Source organism: Hufsiella arboris, from assembly GCF_009834875.1.
Lineage (GTDB): Bacteria > Bacteroidota > Bacteroidia > Sphingobacteriales > Sphingobacteriaceae > Hufsiella_A > Hufsiella_A arboris.
Map to the genome: position 1 here is coordinate 191374 of NZ_WVHT01000002.1, position 21330 is coordinate 212703.

Annotated in this window: 20 protein-coding genes; 16 read left to right on the top strand and 4 right to left on the bottom strand. The window is 41.2% G+C overall.

The genetic code is table 11. The annotated features are described in order from the left end of the window. Positions 1–10: 10 nt before the first annotated feature. Entirely contained in the window at positions 11–1804 is a 1794-nt protein-coding gene (locus tag GS399_RS04570) for a hypothetical protein (protein ID WP_160843417.1), read from the top strand. Between the two features lie 34 nt (positions 1805–1838). Here the strand turns inward: GS399_RS04570 and GS399_RS04575 are convergent, their stop codons facing one another. Next, on the bottom strand, positions 1839–2462 hold the full coding sequence (locus GS399_RS04575; RefSeq protein ID WP_160843418.1) for a chloramphenicol acetyltransferase: 624 nt from the start codon (positions 2460–2462) through the stop codon (positions 1839–1841). Then, positions 2459–3154: an HAD family hydrolase gene (locus tag GS399_RS04580; RefSeq protein ID WP_160843419.1), complete on the bottom strand. Its 696-nt coding sequence runs from the start codon at positions 3152–3154 to the stop codon at positions 2459–2461. Before GS399_RS04580 ends, GS399_RS04575 begins: the two co-directional genes overlap by 4 nt. 247 nt (positions 3155–3401) lie before the next feature. Between GS399_RS04580 and GS399_RS04585 the strand changes: the two genes are divergently transcribed. Both GS399_RS04585 and GS399_RS04590 read left to right on the top strand, forming a co-directional pair. Then, entirely contained in the window at positions 3402–6353 is a 2952-nt protein-coding gene (locus GS399_RS04585; RefSeq protein WP_160843420.1) for a TonB-dependent receptor, read from the top strand. Between the two features lie 78 nt (positions 6354–6431). Beyond that, on the top strand, positions 6432–7016 hold the full coding sequence (locus tag GS399_RS04590; protein ID WP_160843421.1) for an LOG family protein: 585 nt from the start codon (positions 6432–6434) through the stop codon (positions 7014–7016). Here GS399_RS04590 and GS399_RS04595 read toward each other — a convergent pair. Both GS399_RS04595 and GS399_RS04600 read right to left on the bottom strand, forming a co-directional pair. Continuing rightward, on the bottom strand, positions 7013–7336 hold the full coding sequence (locus GS399_RS04595; RefSeq protein ID WP_160843422.1) for a cupin domain-containing protein: 324 nt from the start codon (positions 7334–7336) through the stop codon (positions 7013–7015). The genes GS399_RS04590 and GS399_RS04595 overlap by 4 nt on opposite strands. After that, positions 7333–7716, bottom strand: coding sequence for a VOC family protein (locus GS399_RS04600; protein ID WP_160843423.1), 384 nt, complete (start codon positions 7714–7716; stop codon positions 7333–7335). Before GS399_RS04600 ends, GS399_RS04595 begins: the two co-directional genes overlap by 4 nt. 36 nt (positions 7717–7752) lie before the next feature. Between GS399_RS04600 and GS399_RS04605 the strand changes: the two genes are divergently transcribed. The 13 genes from GS399_RS04605 (at position 7753) to rplT (ending at position 21254) form a co-directional block, all read left to right on the top strand. Further along, positions 7753–8901, top strand: coding sequence for a dipeptidase (locus GS399_RS04605; protein WP_160843424.1), 1149 nt, complete (start codon positions 7753–7755; stop codon positions 8899–8901). A gap of 148 nt (positions 8902–9049) precedes the next feature. Beyond that, positions 9050–10231: an acetyltransferase domain-containing protein gene (locus GS399_RS04610; protein ID WP_160843425.1), complete on the top strand. Its 1182-nt coding sequence runs from the start codon at positions 9050–9052 to the stop codon at positions 10229–10231. A 106-nt stretch (positions 10232–10337) separates the two neighbouring features. Further along, positions 10338–11045, top strand: coding sequence for a CoA transferase subunit A (locus GS399_RS04615; protein WP_160843426.1), 708 nt, complete (start codon positions 10338–10340; stop codon positions 11043–11045). After that, on the top strand, positions 11035–11694 hold the full coding sequence (locus GS399_RS04620; protein ID WP_160843427.1) for a CoA transferase subunit B: 660 nt from the start codon (positions 11035–11037) through the stop codon (positions 11692–11694). The genes GS399_RS04615 and GS399_RS04620 overlap by 11 nt, the downstream gene beginning before the upstream one ends. A 57-nt stretch (positions 11695–11751) precedes the next feature. Next, positions 11752–12762, top strand: a complete 1011-nt coding sequence (locus GS399_RS04625; RefSeq protein WP_160843428.1) for a fumarylacetoacetate hydrolase family protein — start codon at positions 11752–11754, stop codon at positions 12760–12762. Further along, on the top strand, positions 12762–13667 hold the full coding sequence (locus GS399_RS04630; RefSeq protein ID WP_160843429.1) for a flavin reductase family protein: 906 nt from the start codon (positions 12762–12764) through the stop codon (positions 13665–13667). The genes GS399_RS04625 and GS399_RS04630 overlap by 1 nt, the downstream gene beginning before the upstream one ends. 176 nt (positions 13668–13843) lie before the next feature. Further along, positions 13844–15046 carry a homogentisate 1,2-dioxygenase gene (locus tag GS399_RS04635; protein WP_160843430.1) on the top strand — a complete coding sequence of 401 codons (1203 nt, stop codon included), beginning with the start codon at positions 13844–13846 and terminating at the stop codon, positions 15044–15046. 47 nt (positions 15047–15093) lie between these two features. After that, the gene (gene hppD, locus GS399_RS04640) at positions 15094–16218 is read left to right on the top strand and encodes a 4-hydroxyphenylpyruvate dioxygenase (RefSeq protein WP_160843431.1); all 1125 of its coding nucleotides are present in this window, start codon (positions 15094–15096) and stop codon (positions 16216–16218) included. Next, positions 16218–17987 (top strand): aromatic amino acid hydroxylase, encoded by a 1770-nt coding sequence (locus tag GS399_RS04645; protein ID WP_160843432.1) that lies wholly within the window; start codon positions 16218–16220, stop codon positions 17985–17987. Before hppD ends, GS399_RS04645 begins: the two co-directional genes overlap by 1 nt. 113 nt (positions 17988–18100) lie before the next feature. After that, entirely contained in the window at positions 18101–20026 is a 1926-nt protein-coding gene (gene thrS / locus GS399_RS04650; RefSeq protein ID WP_160843433.1) for a threonine--tRNA ligase, read from the top strand. Positions 20027–20037: 11 nt separating this feature from the next. Continuing rightward, positions 20038–20610, top strand: a complete 573-nt coding sequence (gene infC, locus GS399_RS04655) for a translation initiation factor IF-3 (protein WP_160843434.1) — start codon at positions 20038–20040, stop codon at positions 20608–20610. Between the two features lie 25 nt (positions 20611–20635). Beyond that, positions 20636–20836 (top strand): 50S ribosomal protein L35, encoded by a 201-nt coding sequence (rpmI, locus tag GS399_RS04660; protein ID WP_160843435.1) that lies wholly within the window; start codon positions 20636–20638, stop codon positions 20834–20836. A 73-nt stretch (positions 20837–20909) separates the two neighbouring features. Beyond that, positions 20910–21254, top strand: a complete 345-nt coding sequence (rplT, locus tag GS399_RS04665) for a 50S ribosomal protein L20 (RefSeq protein ID WP_160843436.1) — start codon at positions 20910–20912, stop codon at positions 21252–21254. Positions 21255–21330: the final 76 nt, after the last annotated feature.

Below are 21330 nucleotides of genomic sequence, written 5' to 3' on the forward strand. Positions count from 1 at the left end.
TTTAATCTAAATGAAACGATTGTTATTTTTTTGTTCTGTTTTTTTAATAGCCGCTTGTAAAAAGGAATATTTTTCTAACGATAAATCAGACCCCGCAGGTATAGAAATATCTTCAGTTACTTTTCCCTCTTTTATAAAAAGTTCATGGAGAAATGTACTCGGGGGTAAAGGTTTAATTGAATTTGAATATAAAATAGAAAACGACTCTACAATTAATAATATACAGGATAGTCTGGAGATTAAAGATATAAATGCTTATAAAAGAAATCTTAAAAGTGGTAAATACGATATTACATTGAAACCTAAATGTTATGGACTGGCAGATACTTTTCTCAGGTTCGAAGCGACTTTAAAAGGGTTGTCTGTTACAAAAAAGGAGGCAATTTCCCTTACGGTAACAACCAACGACGGACTAATTACAATAGATAAGGATTACGTCAAAGATGGAACTATTCCAACCTTTAAAGAAGAAGGCGGCTCTAAAAATTTTAGGCTAGGCTTAAGTAGTGGGTTCTATTTTCTCTACGTAAAGGGCGGAACAAAAGGGGCGTTGTCTTTTAGATCAACAGCAATAGATCAAGGCTATAAAAAAGCAGTTTCGGTGAAAAAAAATAATCACTACAACCTGATTGTTAATAAAAAGGATGCAACTTCAATCGAAGTTTGTTTTGGGCCATTTGAATATCATGATCAGGCAAAAAAGCTTCTTGTAACTATAGACGGTGGTCCGTATGTGTTGACAAATTTTAAGAAAGCAATTTTTGTGGCGGCGGATGAGAATGGATCGATTTTAAGTTCAGCGGAATTTACAACAAAGTCACAAATAGTAAAACTGTACTCTAACGGCGATTTTTCAAAGGACCGTTTAAATATTTTTAAAATAGCTTTTTCAAAGGAAAGCTTAAAACCTATAGTAACCGGATTTATACAGATAAAAAAAGGGAGTATACTTGAAATGGGTAAATCATACTTTTTGAAAATGGCTCCAAGCGGAGGGCAATTTAAAGTTAGTATGGCAAAACAATCTGTTTTTGAAAAATTAATCATCTCTACAAATAAGAATTCTCAAAATTTCGATTTTATACCGGATTCAACTTCTCTTAAAATACAGAATTATTCCTATAGTTCTGATAGTAAATTATATCTGCAGGTTAAAAAGAATAATATAACTCAGTATGATTTTTTCGACATCCAAAAAGGTTCAAAAAATATCATTATAAATCCAGACAAATGTTCTAAAACTCCAGTTCAGAAAACTATTATGATGGGAGGAACGGAGTGTGGCGTTTCAATTTATGCACGACCAAACAAATTATATAATGATGGTTACAGAGTCTATGAAGGAAATACCATGGGAGATCGGATCGATATATTTATTCCAAAGGAGAAATTCGAAACGTACGCAGTGTTTATGAGCTGCATAAAAAATAGCCTAACTTATATCAACACTTACAATAAGCCAGAAATACCTTCGAGCTTTATTCCAATTAATGCATCTGCGAAAATTGGCGGAAGCTACCTAAGCGATATTGATATAAGTATAAAAGGAACTTACAGCTACTATTCAGCCTTTTTTAATAATCAAAGTTTTTCACTGAACATCTTATCACCGTCAACAGCAAAATATTTTAAATACAAACTTCCTGACTTTTCTAATTTTTTTGACGCATTTACTTATAATTCAACAGATCTGAAATTTTCGGGCTTGTATATTTATGAAAAAGAGAATTTCAATGAACGTAAACTTAATGACTTAAGTTCTGATTTCGACATGTCTTACAATCAAAAGATCATAATCTACTAATCAATTTAAAGGGATTTCCAGTGATGTCTAAAGCCTACAAATTCAACAACCTCTGGTACTCATCTATAAAAAGTCCGACCTCATACCCGTCCATCAACGCATGATGAACATGTATTGAAATGTTCATCATGACTTTTCCATTTGTTTTAGTCGTTTTGCTAAAGGATATTTTAGGACAACTGTCCTTGTACTGAAAGTTCCGGGCATGTGATAAGGAAGTAAATTTAATCCAGGGCAACGCGGAAAAGTGGATAACATTTTCGCCGGCGCCCGATCGTTTTAATCCCTCACTATTCTGAACCCGTATTATTTCATCTGTTGCCAATTTCTTGAAATCGGTAAAATCAGGGTGGAAATCGATAAATGAAAAGCCAAACGTACCATTGGGCCGGTTAATTGTAGCCGAAGCATGAACCTCATCATATTTCCAGACTTCGTCGTCGATGATTCGGTAACGAAAAGACTCAATTGCATTTGCAGCGGCGAGTGCTTTGTGCAGATATAAAATAAAAAAGGATTCACCTGACTCCTTTGAAAGTTGGTAAGTTCTGGTGCAGTCCATTTCAACACAGACGCCAAAAAATGGTTCTTCAAATGTGTTGAAGAATTGGAAGTGGTCTTTCCTGTTCCAGGTTTGAAGGTCTAGTTTTGTTTTCATGCGTTTAACTTGACAGTGAATTCGGAGATGGTTTCCAATGGGTAAAACTGCGGATGTTCAATAGTATGTTCAACAGCTTCGTGAAGCCAGGTAGTGTGATAGGGAATATGTACCCCGTGACCGCCTATAGCAAGGACAGGAAGTATATCCGATTTTAACGAATTACCTACCATAACAAACTCTTCGGGTTTGCAATCCAGGTGCCTGATCAATTTGGCGTAATCCTTTTCGCGTTTATCGCTCATGATTTCGATATGGTGGAAATAATGGGCCAACCCAGATTTCTCAAGCTTTCTTTCTTGGTCGAGTAAATCGCCTTTTGTAGCAACGACCAGCTTGTATTTTCCGTGCAGCGCTTTTAGTGCATCTTCCACGCCCTCTAACAACTCGATGGGTTTGTTGAGCATAGCCTTTCCAAGTTCAATCGCCTTACTAATTACTTCCGGACTTGCTTTGTGTTCAGTAACGGTTAAAATAGTCTCGATCATGCTCAGCATAAAACCTTTAATACCGTAACCATATAAAGGAAGATTAGCGATTTCGGTCCGATAAAGCTCTTTTGCAGTGCTGTGTCCCGGAAGAAAATCTTCCAGCAACAAGCAAAATTGTTCTTCTGTCTCACGGAAATAAGGTTCATTTACCCAAAGGGTATCGTCAGCATCGAAGGCGATAACGTTGATATTATTAATCATGTTTCTGATTGAATGTGCAAAAATAACGTTATCGAGGCAATAGACAGTTAGATTGTAATTACAAGTGACATGAAAAAGAGCTCTTTCAATTTTTATTTGCCATTCCAATTTCACTTTTTATATTTGCCTACCAAATCTATAGGGTATGTCTGAATATAAAAATCTAAACGTTCAAAATGAGTGTTGTTGCTGCCGATAACGATGCACAATTAACTCACTCATTCACAACTTAACCACTAACAAACTAATGAAAAAAACTAAGTATGATCTGAAAATTATACTACTGATCACTTTTAGCCTTATCAATCTCGCTGCTTTCAGCCAGGGTAATAATCTAATCCAAATTTCCGGAACGATCATAGATCAAACAACAAAAGAGCCACTGGCGGGCTCAACCGTAACTATTAAAGGAACTGTAGCCGGCACTTCAACAAACGATAAAGGCGTTTTTGTTTTAAAGACCAGGGCTCAATACCCATTTACATTGGTTATTTCCAGTATTGGCTACCAGCGCCAGGAATTTGAAGTGAAAAGTCCGGAATCAAAATTGAATTTCGAATTAGTTACACAAACGCAGCTCGGGAAAGAAGTGGTTGTAACTGCTTCGCGTGTTGAGGAAAACATCCTTCGATCACCTGTTGCCATTGAAAAACTGGATATCCGCGCCATCCGTGAGTCCCCGGCGCCAAGTTTCTACGATGCACTTGAAAATGTGAAGGGAGTGCAGATGACCACCTCAAGTCTTACTTTTAAAGTTCCTAATACACGCGGATTCAACATTCCGAACAACTTTCGCTTTATGCAATTGGTTGACGGGGTTGATATGCAAGCCGCAACTCTGGGGGTTCCTCTTGGAAACGCGATCGGTCCAACGGAACTCGACATAGCTAGTGTTGAAATTACTCCCGGTGCTGCTTCCGCTCTTTACGGAATGAATGCCATCAATGGTATGGCAAACCTGTTAACGAAAAGTCCTTTTCTTTACCAGGGATTAAGTTTTTACCAAAAGACTGGTGTAAATCACGTTGATGGAAAAGACCATGATCCCGGCGTTTTAACCGAAACCGCTTTTCGTTATGCTAAAGCTTTCAACAACAAATGGGCGTTTAAAATTAATGGAAGCTATATGCAGGGAATTGATTGGATATCGGACACTCGCCTGGATCAAAATCCAAATAATCTGAAGTCTGCAAATCCTGCTTATCCTGCATTAGACGGTCCAAATAACATTGTTTTCGATGGCTGGAATAAATATGGCGATGATGCCCTGGCAGGGAGTAATACAGTTTCACTAACAGGTTTAACAATTGACGGTAAAGCCAACCAGACATTAACAGTTGGACGTACCGGTTACTGGGAACGTGATATTGTAAATCCGAAAGTCGACAATCTGAAGTTTGACGCTGCATTGCATTATCGTGTTAGCGACCATGCCGAATTATCTTATTCATACCGGATTGGCAAAATGGATGGTGTTTTCCAGCGTGGAAACAAGGTCCAGCTCGATAATGTGATCGTACAAAATCATAAACTGGAATTAAAAGGAGATAACTTTCTTGTGCGCACTTACCTGTCGCTTGAAAATACCGGTGATTCGTTCAACGTAAAGCCAATGGCGGATAACATGGATCTTTACAGCGGAGGAAGTGGCAGCGCATGGTCTACAAAGTACAAAAACGCCTTGAACGCTTACGCCACAGAAAACGGAGGCGCATTAACATCAGCTAATCTTGCTGCAGCAACCCAGTACGCACGCCAGATTGCTGATGCCAGTAGAGTTGTTCCGGGAACGCAGGCTTTTAACGATCTTAAAAATACCATCAGAAATATCAATAACTGGGATATCAAATCAAGTACAATTCCCGATGCGCCGGAGACTGGTGGAGCTGCTTTAATTCAAAAAAGTCGCATGTTCAACGCGGAAGCGCAGTGGGATTTGTCTAAAAAAGTAAAGATTTTTGATTTATTAATCGGTGGCGATGCGCGGGTTTATGATGTTATTCCCGACGGCAATAATTTCGTTGATTTCTCCCGGCCAATAGATCAGCGTAACAAGCCCCTGGCAGACGGCAGCTTTGGTGACGATGTAACTTACAAGAAGTTCGGAGCATTCGCGCAGGCCACAAAAACCCTTTTTGACGAAAAATTGAAGCTTTTTGGCTCGCTGCGTTTTGATTATAATCCTGAATTCGATCCGAAATTTACTCCGCGTTTAGCTGCAGTCTTCTCGCCGGTTGAAAACCATAATTTCCGTGTTACTTTCCAGCAGGGCTATCGTTTTCCAGCCTTATTTGAAGCGTTATCTTATGTGAATAACGGTCGGGTAAAACGAGTTGGAAGCTTGCCTTACATTAATGAAGGCCTGGGTTATCTCGACAATAGTTACACACAATCATCGGTTGTAAATTTTAACGCTGCGGTTAAAGCCGCCGGAAACACAGATGCAGCCGCACTTGCAAACAAAGGCTTACTTCAGGTTGCTAATTTGCCTGACGCACGTCCTGAAAAAATCAATTCATTCGAGGCTGGTTACAAGGCCATTGTTTTGAACAATAAACTCGTAATTGATTTAGACGCATATAGCAATCGTTACAGCGGTTTCCTTGGACAAGTTCAGGTGTTTGTGCCGAAAGGTGAAACGGTAGGATCGGATGCGGCTGTTATTGCGATGGTTGACCGTAACCGGGATGCTACAGTTGCGAGCGGCGGAAATGCTGCAAGCAATGGACAGGATCGTTATCGTGTTTATACAAATGCTAAAAACGATTATAACAACTACGGATCGGCATTAGGAGTTACTTATAATTTCTATAAGAAATTCACTGTCGCCGGTAACGTCAGCTTCAACAAAATGAAGGAAAATGAGAGCAGCGATATATTTGTAACAGGATTCAATACGCCGGAATGGTCGACAAATTTATCATTCGGAAATCGCGAAATCGTAAAAAATCTTGGTTTTAGCGTGGTTTATAAATGGCAGGAATCCTTTTTATGGGAAAGCCCTTTGGTTACAGGAAGCGTTCCTGCAATCCACACGTTTGATGCGCAGGCAACGTTTCGTTTGCCAAAATATAAAGCATTCATAAAGGCTGGCGGAACTAATTTGCTGAACAGACGATATATACAGTATGCCGGAGGCCCGACGTTGGGAGGTTTATATTATGTAGCAATAACGTTCGACGGCCTGTTGAACAGATAATAATTTATTAGGTGGTGAATCGGAGGCCTTGTGCCTCCTTTTTTGTTTTTTATGTCCTGAATTCTTCATATTTGTTGAATGAATTCAGTTTGTATTTTTTGCGGAGCGAATTTCAATAATGATCCGGCTCTTGCCAATGCCGTTGAAAAACTGGCTGGCTGCCTGGCAGATAACCAAATTACCTTAATCTATGGCGGCGGGAACGTGGGAGTGATGGGCTTGCTGGCCGATGCAGTGTTAAAGCGAAACGGAAAAGTTGTTGGTGTAATTCCGCAGTTTCTGGTAGATAAAGAAGTTGCACACACCGGTTTATCTCAATTGGTCATTACCCAGAACATGCACGAACGCAAAAAAACAATGGCGGACCTTTCAGACGGCTTCATAATGCTTCCCGGAGGATTCGGTACGCTTGAAGAGTTTTTTGAAGTGTTAACGTGGCTGCAATTGGGTTTGCATAACAACCCTGTAGGAATACTTAATTTGAACGGGTATTATGATTTTTTATTGAAACAGATGGATGTGATGGTTGAAAATCGTTTTCTCAAAAGAAATAACAGGGAACTTGTTATCAATGAAACTGATCCGGAAACACTGGTCGCTAAAATGTCCGGGTTTGTTGCAACGCCTGACGATGTATGGTTCCGAGACCGGAACCTCACCTAAACTTGTTCGCCATCAATTGGCCCGTAAAATATCACCCAGGTGGCAAAATCCGAACTGAAATCCACAAAGCGGTGATCAATGCCAGCAGGAACAAATAACACATCACCGGGCAGAAAACTAGTTAGTTTGCCATCATTTATAAAATTACCGCTTCCGCTGATAACGATATAAATTTCATCCTGCCTGTGGGCGGTTTGCAAATCCTTTTCATTGGGCTTGTAAATTTCAACGGACATAGTTCCATGTCTCATAACACGATGAAACAAGCGATCCGGAAGCTTATCAAGCAGTTCCAGCGAGTCTTTAAGGCTGGCTTTCATGCTTGTGATTCTTTTTCTTCCATTAACGCTAAATAGGCACCACCCGGATCCTGAATTACAGAAAAAGCCATTCCGGGTCCACAGCCTTTTATTTCTGTTAATTGCTTTTCGCCAAGATCCGTGCACTTTTTTAATGCGGTTTGCAGGTCTTCAACCGTTACATAATTTAACCATTGAGACGGCAGTTTTTCATTTGTGCCTTTTTTATGGCAGATTCCAGTTACCGGTTCTGCTGATCTCTCATTAGAAATCAGATAATCGGCATAGCCGCCCATGTCCATCTCGTTTGATTTCCAGCCTATAACCTGGCAGTAAAATTCTTTGACTTCTTCAGCGTTTTCAACTGTCAGATCAACCCACTTAAATTTTCCGAATTTCATTTTTAGTTTGGCTTATTATTTTACAATTTACCCGTTATGAAAATCAAAATCAAGTTAATAGCAGCATTGCTTTTCCTATTTTCTATCTCAGCACAAGCGCAAAAAAACAAATTGAAAGTTATTGACACCCATAATGATGTTATATCCAATCAGCTAACATCTGGTAAAGATCTCGCTAAAAATGAAGGTGAGCAATTCGATCTCGTGAAGGCAGGAAAAGGCAAATTAACTGGCCAGGTATTTTCTATCTGGAGTGACGAAACAGGTAATTTTAAATATGCCAACCGGGAAATCGATTCCCTGTACGCACTTATTAACCGGAATCCTTCTAAAATTAAGCTTGCAAGAAATTCTTCAGAAGTAGAATCCATTATATCTGATAAAAAGATGGCTGCGTTGATCGGGGTGGAAGGCGGCCACATGATAGACGACAATCTGGATTTTATAGACAGTCTGCAAAAACGCGGAATGTGTTACCTTACCTTAACCTGGAACAACAGCACTTCATGGGCGACATCCGCGGCTGACGAAGTGAATAAAAAAGATCTGCCGCATAAAGGTCTATCCGACTTCGGTAAGCAAGTCATAACCCGTTTAAATATATTGGGAGTGATGGTTGATATTTCTCACGTAGGCGAACAAACTTTTTATGACGCGATCAGCGCTTCAACCAAGCCTGTAATTGCTTCGCACAGCAGTGTTTTTAAGCTTTGTCCGCACCAGCGAAATTTGAAAGATGATCAGCTCAAAGCCATAGCCGCTAAAGGCGGCGTCGTCTTCGTTAATTTTTATAGCGGCTTTATCGACAGTACGTACAACAGGAAACTGCAGGCATTTTTTAAGGAACACCAGGCGGAAAGAGATTCATTATCGAAGCTATATCCGCAATCCCAGGCTGAAGGCGTATTGCTTAAAAAGCATCCGGCCGAATATGAAAACATGCGTCCGCCGTTATCGCTGTTGGTTGATCATATTGATTATATCGCGAAACTGATCGGCGTGGATCATGTTGGAATAGGAGCCGATTTTGAGGGGGCTGAGTCGTATCCTAAAGAGCTTGACGACGTATCGGATTACCCTAAAATCTTCAAAGAGCTGAGAAAAAGAGGCTACTCAAAATCTGACATAAAAAAAATAGCTAACCAAAATTTCCTCAGGGTTCTGAAAGCAAATACCGGCAGCTGACAGACCGAAAGTGTGAAATATAATGTGATAGAAACTTTGGAACAGGTCTTTTATTTTTACCGGACACATTCAGAATGTGATAAGGTTTAGGTAAAAGGGGCGCGCGAGGCGCCCCTTTTTTTGTTACATTGTATTTTTACGATCACAAATGGAACCTATAACCAAACGAATAAATTCTGTCGACATCTTACGTGGAGCGGTAATGATCATCATGGCGCTTGATCATGTCCGTGAGTTCTTTCACGTAACCGCTATGACACAGGATCCGCTGAACTTACAAACGTCTACACCGCTGTTGTTTTTTACCCGCTGGATAACTCATTTTTGTGCGCCAATCTTTGTATTTCTTTCCGGCTTGTCGGCTGGTTTGGTTTCAAAAAAGAAAACACGGCAGGACACTGCGCGATTTTTAGTGAAAAGAGGCTTATGGTTAATTGCTGTTGAATTGGTTGTGATTACTTTTGGTCTTACCTTCAATCCCTTATATAATATCCTCATCTTCCAGGTAATCTGGGCAATCGGATTAAGCATGATCATATTGAGCTTGCTGCTGCGAATTTCCACGAAGTTGATTCTGCCGTTTGGACTGCTGCTGATTTTTGGGCATGACCTGTTAAATTTTTTGACGACGCCATCGGAAGGTATTGGCGACGCATTGCTAAAGATATTTTTTACTGCGAAGGGATATTTTGTTCCACTTACAGCCACAAGAGGATTGTTGTTCCTTTACGCAGTGCTGCCATGGACAGGAATTATGCTGGTCGGTTTTTCTTTGTCAGACTGGTATTCAACGCTTGATTTCGAAAAACGAAGACGTTATCTTTTATACACCGGGTCTGCGGTATTGCTTTTGTTTATAATTATTCGCGGAATTAACCAATACGGCGATCCTTCTCCATGGAGCATTCAAAAAGATTCATTGCGAACAGTCTTGTCATTTGTAAACGTTAGCAAATACCCGCCTTCTTTGGATTATACGACCCTAACGATCGGTACGGCACTCATTATTCTTTCATTGACAGAAGGAGTAAAGAGCCGGTTTGGCAATTTTTTATCAGTGTATGGCAAGGTGCCTTTCTTTTATTACGTGCCGCATTTTTTCATTATACACGGTTTGGTGGTAATATTTTTCTTTTTAAACGGCTATGCGGCAAAGGACATCGTCCCTAAGAATAATCCATTTTTGTTTCGCCCGGACGAATTTGGTTTTAATATCTGGATAGTTTACCTGATATGGATGGGTGTGGTTTTAATTCTTTATAAACCATGTGTTTGGTTCGCTGGTTATAAGCAAAAGAACAGTGAAAAATGGTGGATCAGATATCTTTGATCGCTATTTGTATTCACTGAAATATCTGATAGATTTGAGCTCTGTTTTTCGAAAGCCGGATTTCAGAAACCAATTATAGTCGTTGCCTTAACGCAAATTTTTAAGAATGAGCAAAGTTTTTCAAAACTCCGACCTCGCCATTGCGGATGTTTTTGAGTCGGCAAGTATTATGCTTGGCGGCTTTGGTTTATGCGGCATACCAGAAAGTTGTATAGCTGCCTTAGCACGTCACGGTGTCTCGCAGCTGACATGTATTTCAAACAATGCTGGTATCGATGATTTCGGTATCGGCATATTATTAAAAGCCAGGCAGGTTAAGAAAATGATCTCCTCTTATGTTGGCGAAAATGCCGAGTTCGAGCGCCAGCTTCTTTCCGGCGAACTGGAAGTCGATTTGATACCACAGGGAACATTGGCGGAGAGGATACGGGCTGGGGGAGCCGGAATTCCGGCTTTTTATACCCCGGCAGGCGTGGGAACAGAGGTTGCCAAAGGAAAAGAAATCCGTGAGTTTAACGGGAAATTGTACCTTTTAGAATATGGCCTGACGGCCGATTTTGCATTTGTCAAAGCCTGGAAGGGTGATACTATGGGCAACCTGATCTATAAGGGCACGGCCCGTAATTTTAACCCGATGATGGCCACTGCCGGGAAAATTACCATTGCCGAAGTAGAAGAACTGGTTCCCGCCGGAACACTAGATCCAAATGAAATACATACTCCTGGTGTTTTTGTACAACGAATTTTTATCGCCGATAAGAACGAAAAACGAATAGAGCACCGAACCATTCAAACCGAATCACATGCTGGATAAATATCAGATCGCTCAGCGCATTGCCAAAGAAATTAAACCCGGTTCATATGTAAACCTGGGAATCGGCATTCCGACATTAGTAGCGAATTATATACCTCAGAGCTGGAACGTAACGTTGCAATCCGAAAATGGCTTGTTGGGAATGGGGCCGTTTCCCACAGAAAATGAAGTAGATCCCGACCTGATCAACGCAGGCAAGCAAACCATCACAATGTCGGTCGGAGCCTCTTTGTTCAGTTCGGCGGATAGCTTTGCCATGATCCGCGGAGGCCATATTGATCTGACAATTTTAGGTGCTATGGAAGTTTCCGAGAACGGCGATATCGCCAACTGGAAAATTCCCGGTAAGAAAGTGAAGGGGATGGGTGGGGCGATGGACTTGGTTGCCTCGGCAAAACATATTATTGTGGCCATGCAGCACGTTAGCAAAGATGGCAAGTCTAAATTATTGGAAGAGTGCACACTTCCCTTAACGGGAATTAAATGCATTCAAAGAATTGTTACCGAGTTAGCCGTCCTGGACGTTTTGCCGGAAGGCGGTTTTAAGTTGCTGGAAATAGCGCCAGGTCATACCGTTGAGGATGTTAAAAATGCAACGGAAGGAAAATTAATTATTCCGGATAACGTTTTAGAAATTGAGCTGGATTAAATTAGGTATTTTCGGCGTTGCTAAATAAAGAACGATTCACTTTATAAGATAATTGAAATGAAATTAGTTTCCTATAAAACCGACAATCAGGAACATTTGGGCTTTTGGTATAACGGGCACATCTACAACCTGAATTCCTGCAATCATGCAATTCCCGACTCAATGAAAAAATTTTTGGAGGGTGGGGAAGACCTTATGGATCGCGCGAGACAGGTTTTATTAGAAGTTGAATCGGGGCAGTTGACCCCTCGCGAAGAGGTTTTTTATGAGTTGCAGGCGCCGGTTCCTCAGCCATCATCTTGCCGTGATGCCTATGCATTCCGCCAGCATGTTGAGGCAGCCAGGCGTAACCGCAAAATTCCGATGATTCCTGAATTTGATCAGTATCCCGTTTTTTACTTCACTAATCATAACGCGATACAGGGTCCGGGAGAAATAGAGTGTATGCCCGATCATTTTGAAAAGCTGGATTTTGAACTGGAAGTTGCCGTTGTTCTAAACAGGAAAGGGCGAAACATCCGGGCAGAAGAGGCGGATAATTACATTGCAGGTTTTATGATCATGAACGACATTAGCGCACGTACCTTGCAGATGGAAGAAATGTTATTAAATCTCGGCCCTGCTAAGGGCAAAGATTTTTCTACAGTAATTGGCCCCTGGCTGGTTACGGTTGATGAACTTGAGAAATATAAGGTACCAGCTAAAGAGGGGCATGTAGGTAACGCTTATAATCTTGCTATGAAATGTCGTGTAAACGGCAAACAGGTTTCTCAGGGCAATATGGCCGATATGGACTGGACTTTCGCTGAAATTATTGAGCGTTGTTCTTATGGTTGCGATGTTTTACCCGGAGATGTAATTGGCTCAGGAACTGTTGGAACGGGATGTTTTCTTGAACTGAATGGCACAGGTTTAGCAAACGATCCGAACTATCAAACGCAATGGCTGCAGTCCGGTGATGTGGTTGAAATGGAAGTTACAGGTTTAGGGCGGCTAAGCAACGTTATTACCAGCGCTGATACCGACTGGTCAATTTTAAACTTAAAAAAGGAAGCAGAAACAGTTTAATGAAAACGCTGAATACTGCGGATCTTTCATCATTGGAATTGCAAAATTATCTGCAGTACGCGATAGCGCCTCGGCCGATTTGTCTTGCATCTACCATTGATAAAGCAGGAAATGTAAACCTGAGTCCCTTCAGTTTTTTCAATATGTTCAGCACGAATCCGCCGGTTTGCATTTTTTCGCCGGCAAGGAGGGTCCGCGACAATACTACCAAGCATACCCTTGAAAATTTAAAAGAAGTTCCGGAATGTGTGATTAATGTCGTGACTTATGATATCGTTCAGCAGGTTTCGCTTTCGAGTGTAGAGTACCAAAAGGGAGTAGACGAATTTGTAAAGTCCGGTTTAACTCCATTAAGATCTGATTTTGTTAAGCCGCCGCGAGTGGCTGAATCGCCGGTGCAATTTGAATGCACCGTTACGGATATTATAGCGCTGGGTGAGAACGCCGGCGCAGGAAACCTGGTTCTTGCCGCAATAAAGCGGATCCATATCAACGAAAATGTTTTAAATCACGAAGGAACAATAGACCAGTTAAAGATGGATTTAGTGGCCCGGTTAGGCGGCGATTGGTATTGCCGCGTTACACCGGATAACTTATTCATCGTTCCTAAACCTAACAGAAATATTGGTATAGGTATTGATCAGTTACCTGAAGGTATACGAAATTCATCTGTTCTTACCGGTAACAATCTCGGCCAGCTGGCCAACGTAAGTTCGATTCCCGGAAAGGATGACATTCAAAACTTCCTGGTTAACAATCCTGATATAGAACTTCAAGTAAGCCAGATACTAAAAAAGGGCGATCCTGAAATTTTTCTTCACAAATTCGCCCAACAATTGTTACATAAACAGGAAACTGAGAAAGCGTGGATTGTGCTATCTTCATTTAATTATAACCTGGTATAATATGTCAGCGGCAAATGGAAAATATCGTCACCAATATATCCTTCAAGCGGATATTGCGATATTATTTCGCCGGGCGCTGCTTGCCAAACTGGTATTCGCTCAGTACTAAATGGATTTGATCAGGATGCAACATCCGCAGAATTTTTAATCAATTCGATCATTTCATTTTTTCTGACATGCCAGTATATCACTCATTGGGAAAGATCCCGCATAAGCGGCACACCATTTTCCGAAAGCCAAACGGCGATTTATATGCAGAAGAACTCGTTTCAACAGAAGGGTTTTCGAGCTTATACTCATTAGTTTACCATTGTTATCCGCCCACCATTGTAAAATCATTGGGCGAGCCATATTCTGTGGAACCGAAAATCGCGCGTGAAAAACATTTAAAGCACACCAGCCTTATTGGTTTTAATGTTAAGCCCGTTGACGACTATCTCGAAAGTCGTAAACCAGTTTTAGTTAACAATGATCTTCATATATCATTGGCTGCACCTAAACGGTCAATGACCGACTACTTTTACAAGAACAGCCAGGCCGATGAAGTGATCTTCGTTCATATTGGTTCCGGCAGGTTAAAAACCGGATTTGGTGATATCGAATTTCAATACGGCGATTACCTGGTTATACCGAGGGGAACCATCTACCAAATGGAATTTGATGACGAGAATAACCGACTGTTTATCGTAGAAAGTTTCAGCCCGATCCGGCCGCCAAAACGTTATCGAAACGAATATGGACAACTGATGGAGCATTCGCCTTATTGCGAACGCGATATTAAATTTCCACAGAATCTTGAAACACATGATGAGCAGGGAGATTTCAAAATTCTCATAAAAAAACAGGGACTTATTTATCCCTACATCTACGCTACTCACCCCTTCGATTTTGTTGGCTGGGACGGCTTTCACTATCCGTGGGCGTTTTCCATTCATGATTTTGAGCCGATTACAGGCCGTTTACATCAACCGCCGCCCGTTCATCAAACATTTGAGGGGAATAATTTTGTTATCTGCTCATTCGTACCCCGTAAGTTCGATTATCACCCGCAGTCTATTCCGGCGCCGTATAACCACAGCAATGTCGACAGTGACGAGGTTTTATATTATGTTGACGGGGATTTTATGAGCCGTAAGAATGTAGTAAAAGGCCAGATTACATTGCATCCCGGCGGCATTCCGCACGGGCCTCATCCCGGTACGGTCGAAAAGTCAATCGGTAAAGAAGCTACTGAGGAGCTTGCGGTAATGATCGATCCTTTCAGACCCTTGATGTTAACGGAAGACGCACTGGCAATTGAAGATGAAGATTATCACAAAAGCTGGCAGGCGAATTTTGAAAAAGCAACGGTGACAGAACAACCAACTAGTTTGGAATGATAAACCTAGCAGGTTTAATTTTTAATTCTATTTAACACTAATCACAAATGAACAATCAATTAATAGAAAATACTATAGAAACAACTGATTTCTTGCCATTGCTGGGAACAGATTATGTCGAATTTTATGTCGGAAATGCGAAACAGGCGGCTCATTTTTATAAATCAGCATTCGGTTTTCAAAGCCTGGCTTATGCGGGACCGGAAACAGGGGTAAGAGATAAAGCGTCGTACGTACTACAGCAGGGAAAAATCAGACTGGTTTTAACAACTGCCTTAGAAATCAATAGCCCGATCGCGGAACATGTAAAAAAACATGGAGACGGCGTTAAGGTATTGGCTCTTTGGGTTGACGATGCTTTCGATGCCTTTGAACAAACCACGTCTCGCGGCGCCGAACCATATAAGCAGCCTGAAGTTCTTAAAGATGAGTATGGTGAAGTTCGCACAAGCGGAATTAAATTGTATGGAGATACTGTTCATATTTTCGTGGAACGGAAGAACTACCACGGCGTTTTTATGCCGGGTTATCAACCATGGTCTTCCGAATATAATCCTTCCGAGACCGGTTTGCTGTATGTCGATCATTGCGTGGCAAATGTTGGATGGAACAAAATGAACAGCTGGGTGAATTTCTATGAAGATATTATGGGTTTTAAAAACATCGTATCGTTCGATGATAAGGCAATTTCTACAGAGTACTCGTCATTAATGAGCAAGGTGATGAGCAACGGAAACGGCTTCGTAAAATTCCCGATCAATGAACCGGCAGAAGGAAAGAAGAAATCCCAGATCGAAGAATATCTTGAATTTTACGATGGGGAAGGCGTACAGCATCTGGCGCTAGCAACTGCAGATATCGTTAAAACAGTTACCGAACTAAAAAAACGTGGCGTTGAATTTTTGACTGTACCGACAACCTATTATGACGAATTACTCGACCGTGTTGGTCACATCGACGAGGATCTGGAACCGCTGAAAAAGCTCGGCATCTTAGTTGATCGCGATGATGAAGGTTACTTGCTTCAGATTTTCACCAAACCGGTGGAAGACCGACCAACTTTATTTTTCGAGATCATCCAGCGCAAGGGCGCGCAGTCATTCGGTGCCGGAAATTTCAAAGCACTATTTGAGGCAATAGAGAGGGAACAGGAATTAAGAGGTAATTTGTAATGGAAGCGTTCAATGACTTTAATAATCCGCAGGTTGCCAGGCTGCCAAAGCATCTGAAACAATACATCGTTGATCAGAATTACGATAAATATACTCCTGTCGACCAGGCCGTTTGGCGTTATGTGATGAGGCAGAACTATAGCTATCTCAAAAACGTAGCCTATTATCCATACATTAAAGGCTTGGAACGTGCCGGATTGAGCATTGAACGCATTCCTGATTTACAGACGATGAACGATAACCTTGGCAAAATAGGCTGGGGCGCCGTAACGGTTGACGGCTTCATTCCTCCATCAGCGTTTATGGAATACCAAGCTTACCGCGTGCTGGTTATAGCTGCCGATATCAGGCAATTAAGCCATATTGAATACACGCCCGCGCCGGATATCATTCATGAGTCCGCTGGCCATGCACCAATCATAGCAGACAGCGATTACAATAACTACCTTAGCTATTTTGGTTCTATAGGCGCTAAAGCAATGTTTTCGGCGAAGGATTTTCAATTGTACGAAGCGATACGGCATTTAAGCATATTGAAAGAGGCACCCAATACATCGGTTGAAGAAATTGAGAAGGCAGAAGCTGATCTTCAAGCAATCTCCGAGAACATGGGAGAACCTTCAGAAATGGCTTTGCTAAGCCGCCTGCATTGGTGGACGGTCGAGTACGGCCTAATTGGATCACTTGAAGATCCAAAGATTTACGGAGCAGGACTTCTTTCTTCTATTGGCGAAAGTGCAAGCTGCATGAAAGAGAAAGTCCAAAAACTTTGGTACTCCATAGAGGCCATTAATTATCCATATGATATCACCAAGCCGCAAGATCAGCTTTTCGTTACTGCAACTTTTCAAAACCTGATCGATGTGCTCGAAGAGTTTGCGTCAACGATGGCGTTTCGAACCGGCGGCAGTTCTGGATTGCGGAAAGCTGTTGAGTCAAAAAATACGGCAACTGCAGTGTATAGTTCTGGGCTCCAGTTAACCGGAATATTTACCGATTTCAAGGATAATAAATACGGAGGTATTACATTTTTAAAAACTGCAGGTCCTTCTGCTTTGGCACTTGAAAATAAGCAAGTTAACGGACATGGAAAAGACTATCATAAAGATGGATTTTCGTCGCCGGTTGGTAAGCTGAAAAATATTTTAAAACCGCTGGAGGATTTTACCAAAGCTGATTTACAGGAAAATGAGATCGGGGAATATCAACCTGTTGAACTTGTATTTGAAAGCGGAATTAAAGTATCTGGAATCATTAAAAAAATCACCAGCCACCAGAACAAAATAGTGTTGATAACTTTGGAAAATTGCACTGTGACGTCGCCAGCCAACGATATATTATTTAAACCTGAATGGGGAATTTATGATATGGCTGTGGGTGAAAAAATCGTTTCCGTTTTCAATGGAGCGGCTGATAAAGATGCGTTCGAGGAAATTACTTACATCAGTAAAGACGAAACGTTAAAGCACGTTTACGATCCGAAAACTAGTGATTTACATCATTTATATCAATTGGTACGAGATATCCGCGTAAGCCAATCTGGTTACGACTTGCTAGAACCTGCATTCAACAGGCTTGTAGCTGAATTTCCAAACGACTGGCTTTGTTTGATGCAGATCGCTGAAATTCTTCACGAAGAAAATTTGAACACTGATCTCCAAGATAAGATCACTTGCTACCTGTCAAATATGGCAAAATCCCATCAGGAACTTTCTAAGTTAATCAATGACGGCTTGAAGATTATGCAAAAACTTGTGACTCAAAATTAACGCAGTCCCTCATGATTAATTGATTCAAAATCCTATTTTTGCATTATAAAGTGAAGAACGCCTTGTAAGCGTTTCGCAGAAATAAATTTTTAACAATTAAATCATAGTTGTAGATGATTAACATTACTCTCCCTGACGGATCAGTCCGCCAGTATGAAAAAGGTGTAAGCGCACACCAGGTAGCATTATCAATTTCTGAAGGACTAGCACGCAACGTATTGGCGGCTGAAGTAAACGGCGAAATCTGGGACGCAAGCCGGCCGATCGAGGAAGACGCCAGTCTAAAACTGCTAACCTGGAATGATGCCGGCGGTAAATCAACCTTCTGGCATTCATCCGCTCACTTGATGGCCGAAGCATTGGAAGCTCTTTATCCGGGCACAAAGTTCGGCATTGGGCCTGCAATTGAAACCGGGTTTTATTACGATGTAGATTTTGGCGATCAGCCATTTTCGTCCGACGATTTTAAAAAGATCGAAGATAAAATGCTGGAGCTCGCCAAGGTGAAGTCTGAATACATTAGAACTCCGGTTAGCAAAGCCGACGCTGAAAAATATTTTACTGAAAAAGGTGATGAGTACAAATTGGATCTGATTAAAGATCTTCCCGACGGCTCCATCACTTTTTACAGCCAAGGGAATTTTACCGATTTGTGCCGTGGTCCGCATATTCCGAATACCGGTTTTGTTAAGGCAATAAAACTTACCAATGTTGCGGGTGCATACTGGCGCGGCGACGAAAGCCGTAAGCAGCTTACTCGTATCTATGGCGTTACATTTCCTAAGCAAAGCGAGCTGACTGAATATCTTCACATGATCGAGGAAGCAAAAAAACGCGATCACCGCAAGCTTGGGAAAGAACTGGAACTTTTTACATTCTCTGAAAAAGTGGGGATGGGGCTTCCGTTATGGCTGCCAAAAGGAGCGGCTTTGCGCGAGAAATTAGTTCGTTTCCTTCAAAATGCACAGGTTAAATCAGGTTATGAACCTGTTATTACACCGCATATTGGCCATAAAAATCTATATGTTACTTCAGGTCACTATGATAAGTATGGTGCCGATTCATTCCAGCCGATCAAAACGCCGCAGGAAGGCGAGGAGTTTTTCCTTAAGCCAATGAACTGTCCGCATCACTGCGAAATTTATAAGTCTAAACCACGTTCATATAAGGAATTGCCGGTTCGTTACGCTGAATTCGGAACCGTATATCGTTACGAGCAAAGCGGAGAATTGCATGGATTAACTCGTGTTCGCGGGTTTACCCAGGATGATGCACACTTGTTTTGTCGTCCGGACCAGGTAAAAGAAGAATTCAAAAAGGTAATTGACTTGGTTTTATACGTTTTTAAATCCCTGGGATTTGAAGATTATGTCGCACAGATTTCTCTGAGAGATCCCAATAACAAAGGGAAGTATATCGGATCAGATGAAAACTGGCAATTAGCTGAAAGGGCTATTATTGAGGCCGCTGATGAAAAAGGACTGCCGACAGTAGTTGAATTAGGCGAAGCGGCGTTTTACGGACCGAAACTTGATTTTATGGTTAAAGACGCTTTGGGCCGTAAATGGCAGTTGGGAACTATCCAGGTTGATTATAATTTACCTGAACGTTTTGAACTGGAATACACCGGAAGCGACAATATGAAACACAGGCCGGTAATGATTCACCGGGCACCTTTCGGATCACTGGAAAGATTCGTCGCCGTACTCATTGAGCATTGTGCCGGAAACTTCCCGTTGTGGCTAACTCCCGAGCAATTTATCATTTTGCCGATCTCTGAGAAATTTGAAGATTATGCAAAAAAAGTTTTAGAATCGCTTAATAATTCCGATATTCGCGGCTTGATTGACCTTAGAGATGAAAAGATCGGCCGGAAAATCCGCGATGCTGAGGTTAAGAAAACGCCCTACATGCTTATTATTGGCGAAAAGGAAATGTCTGAAGGACTTGTTTCTGTCAGGAGGCATGGCCAGGGTGATGTAGGAAGTGTGACAGTGGAAGATTTTAAAAATCAGTTAATTAAAGAAATAACAGTTTAAGAAAAACAAATTTGGCATTAACAAGACCGGGTTTTAATCGAGGACCTCGACCTCCGTTTAAAAAGAAAGAGGCAGAACACAACATTAATCAATTTATCAAAGCGCCGGAAATAAGGCTCGTTGGTGATAATGTTGAACAAGGAATTTATTCATTACGCGATGCATTGGCATTGGCAGAAGAACAAGAACTTGATTTGGTAGAGATTTCACCAAATGCCGTTCCGCCAGTTTGCAAAATTGTTGATTATAACAAGTTTATCTACGAGCAGAAAAAGAAGCTGAAGGAGATAAAAGCAAACGCCAAACAAACGGTTATTAAAGAAATTCGTTTCGGGCCAAATACAAACGATCACGATTTTCAGTTTAAACTGAAACACGCGATCAGTTTTCTCGAAAACGGTGAAAAGGTAAGAGCTTACGTGCATTTTAAAGGCCGGGCCATCGTCTATAAAGAGCACGGAGAGATTTTGTTATTAAAATTTGCTCAGGCGCTTGAAGAAGTGGGTAAAGTTGAGCAATTGCCAAAATTGGAAGGAAAACGGATGTTTTTAACCGTTGCCCCAAAAACTACAGGAAAGAAATAAATACTAATACGTAAATATATCTGTTATGCCAAAAATGAAAACCAATTCCAGTGCCAAAAAGCGTTTTAAGCTTACTGGAACAGGTAAAATCAAGAGAAACAACGCATACATGAGCCACATCTTAACCAAGATGTCGACTAAACGTAAACGTAACTTAGGTCAGGCAAGCTTAGTAGCTGACGCTGATATGGGTAACGTTAAACGTATGCTTTGTATCGGAAAGTAATTAATTTTTAACCAGGCAATCGGTAGTAAGTTCGTTGTAACACACGACACCGTCCGCCAAAAAACAAAACAACATGCCACGTTCGGTTAACGCAGTAGCGTCAAGAAGAAGAAGAAAAAAGATCTTAGGTTTAGCAAAAGGCTATTGGGGATCAAGAAGCAAGGTTTACACCATTGCTAAAAACACGGTAGAAAAAGGTTTGCAATATGCTTACCGTGACCGTAAAACCAAAAAGAGAGAATTCAGAGCTTTGTGGATCCAGCGTATTAACGCAGGCGCCCGTCATCATGGAATCTCTTACTCTCAATTAATGGGTAAGCTTGCTTCCAAAAATATTGGTTTAAACCGTAAGGTTCTTGCCGATTTAGCGATGAATGAGCCAGCAGCTTTTAAAGCAATTATCGATGCTGTGAAATAAGCATTCTTATAAATTTTATATAAAGAGGGAATCAGTTTTGGTTCCCTCTTTTATTTTTGTCCTACTTTATCCATAA

Bases quoted from the DNA above. Each gene is read 5' to 3' on its own strand.
- GS399_RS04570 (WP_160843417.1), top strand. From the start codon at position 11: ATGAAACGATTGTTATTTTTTTGTTCTGTTTTTTTAATAGCCGCTTGT.
- GS399_RS04575 (WP_160843418.1), bottom strand. From the start codon at position 2,462: ATGAAAACAAAACTAGACCTTCAAACCTGGAACAGGAAAGACCACTTC.
- GS399_RS04580 (WP_160843419.1), bottom strand. From the start codon at position 3,154: ATGATTAATAATATCAACGTTATCGCCTTCGATGCTGACGATACCCTT.
- GS399_RS04585 (WP_160843420.1), top strand. From the start codon at position 3,402: ATGAAAAAAACTAAGTATGATCTGAAAATTATACTACTGATCACTTTT.
- GS399_RS04590 (WP_160843421.1), top strand. From the start codon at position 6,432: ATGAATTCAGTTTGTATTTTTTGCGGAGCGAATTTCAATAATGATCCG.
- GS399_RS04595 (WP_160843422.1), bottom strand. From the start codon at position 7,336: ATGAAAGCCAGCCTTAAAGACTCGCTGGAACTGCTTGATAAGCTTCCG.
- GS399_RS04600 (WP_160843423.1), bottom strand. From the start codon at position 7,716: ATGAAATTCGGAAAATTTAAGTGGGTTGATCTGACAGTTGAAAACGCT.
- GS399_RS04605 (WP_160843424.1), top strand. From the start codon at position 7,753: ATGAAAATCAAAATCAAGTTAATAGCAGCATTGCTTTTCCTATTTTCT.
- GS399_RS04610 (WP_160843425.1), top strand. From the start codon at position 9,050: ATGGAACCTATAACCAAACGAATAAATTCTGTCGACATCTTACGTGGA.
- GS399_RS04615 (WP_160843426.1), top strand. From the start codon at position 10,338: ATGAGCAAAGTTTTTCAAAACTCCGACCTCGCCATTGCGGATGTTTTT.
- GS399_RS04620 (WP_160843427.1), top strand. From the start codon at position 11,035: ATGCTGGATAAATATCAGATCGCTCAGCGCATTGCCAAAGAAATTAAA.
- GS399_RS04625 (WP_160843428.1), top strand. From the start codon at position 11,752: ATGAAATTAGTTTCCTATAAAACCGACAATCAGGAACATTTGGGCTTT.
- GS399_RS04630 (WP_160843429.1), top strand. From the start codon at position 12,762: ATGAAAACGCTGAATACTGCGGATCTTTCATCATTGGAATTGCAAAAT.
- GS399_RS04635 (WP_160843430.1), top strand. From the start codon at position 13,844: ATGCCAGTATATCACTCATTGGGAAAGATCCCGCATAAGCGGCACACC.
- hppD (WP_160843431.1), top strand. From the start codon at position 15,094: ATGAACAATCAATTAATAGAAAATACTATAGAAACAACTGATTTCTTG.
- GS399_RS04645 (WP_160843432.1), top strand. From the start codon at position 16,218: ATGGAAGCGTTCAATGACTTTAATAATCCGCAGGTTGCCAGGCTGCCA.
- thrS (WP_160843433.1), top strand. From the start codon at position 18,101: ATGATTAACATTACTCTCCCTGACGGATCAGTCCGCCAGTATGAAAAA.
- rpmI (WP_160843435.1), top strand. From the start codon at position 20,636: ATGCCAAAAATGAAAACCAATTCCAGTGCCAAAAAGCGTTTTAAGCTT.
- rplT (WP_160843436.1), top strand. From the start codon at position 20,910: ATGCCACGTTCGGTTAACGCAGTAGCGTCAAGAAGAAGAAGAAAAAAG.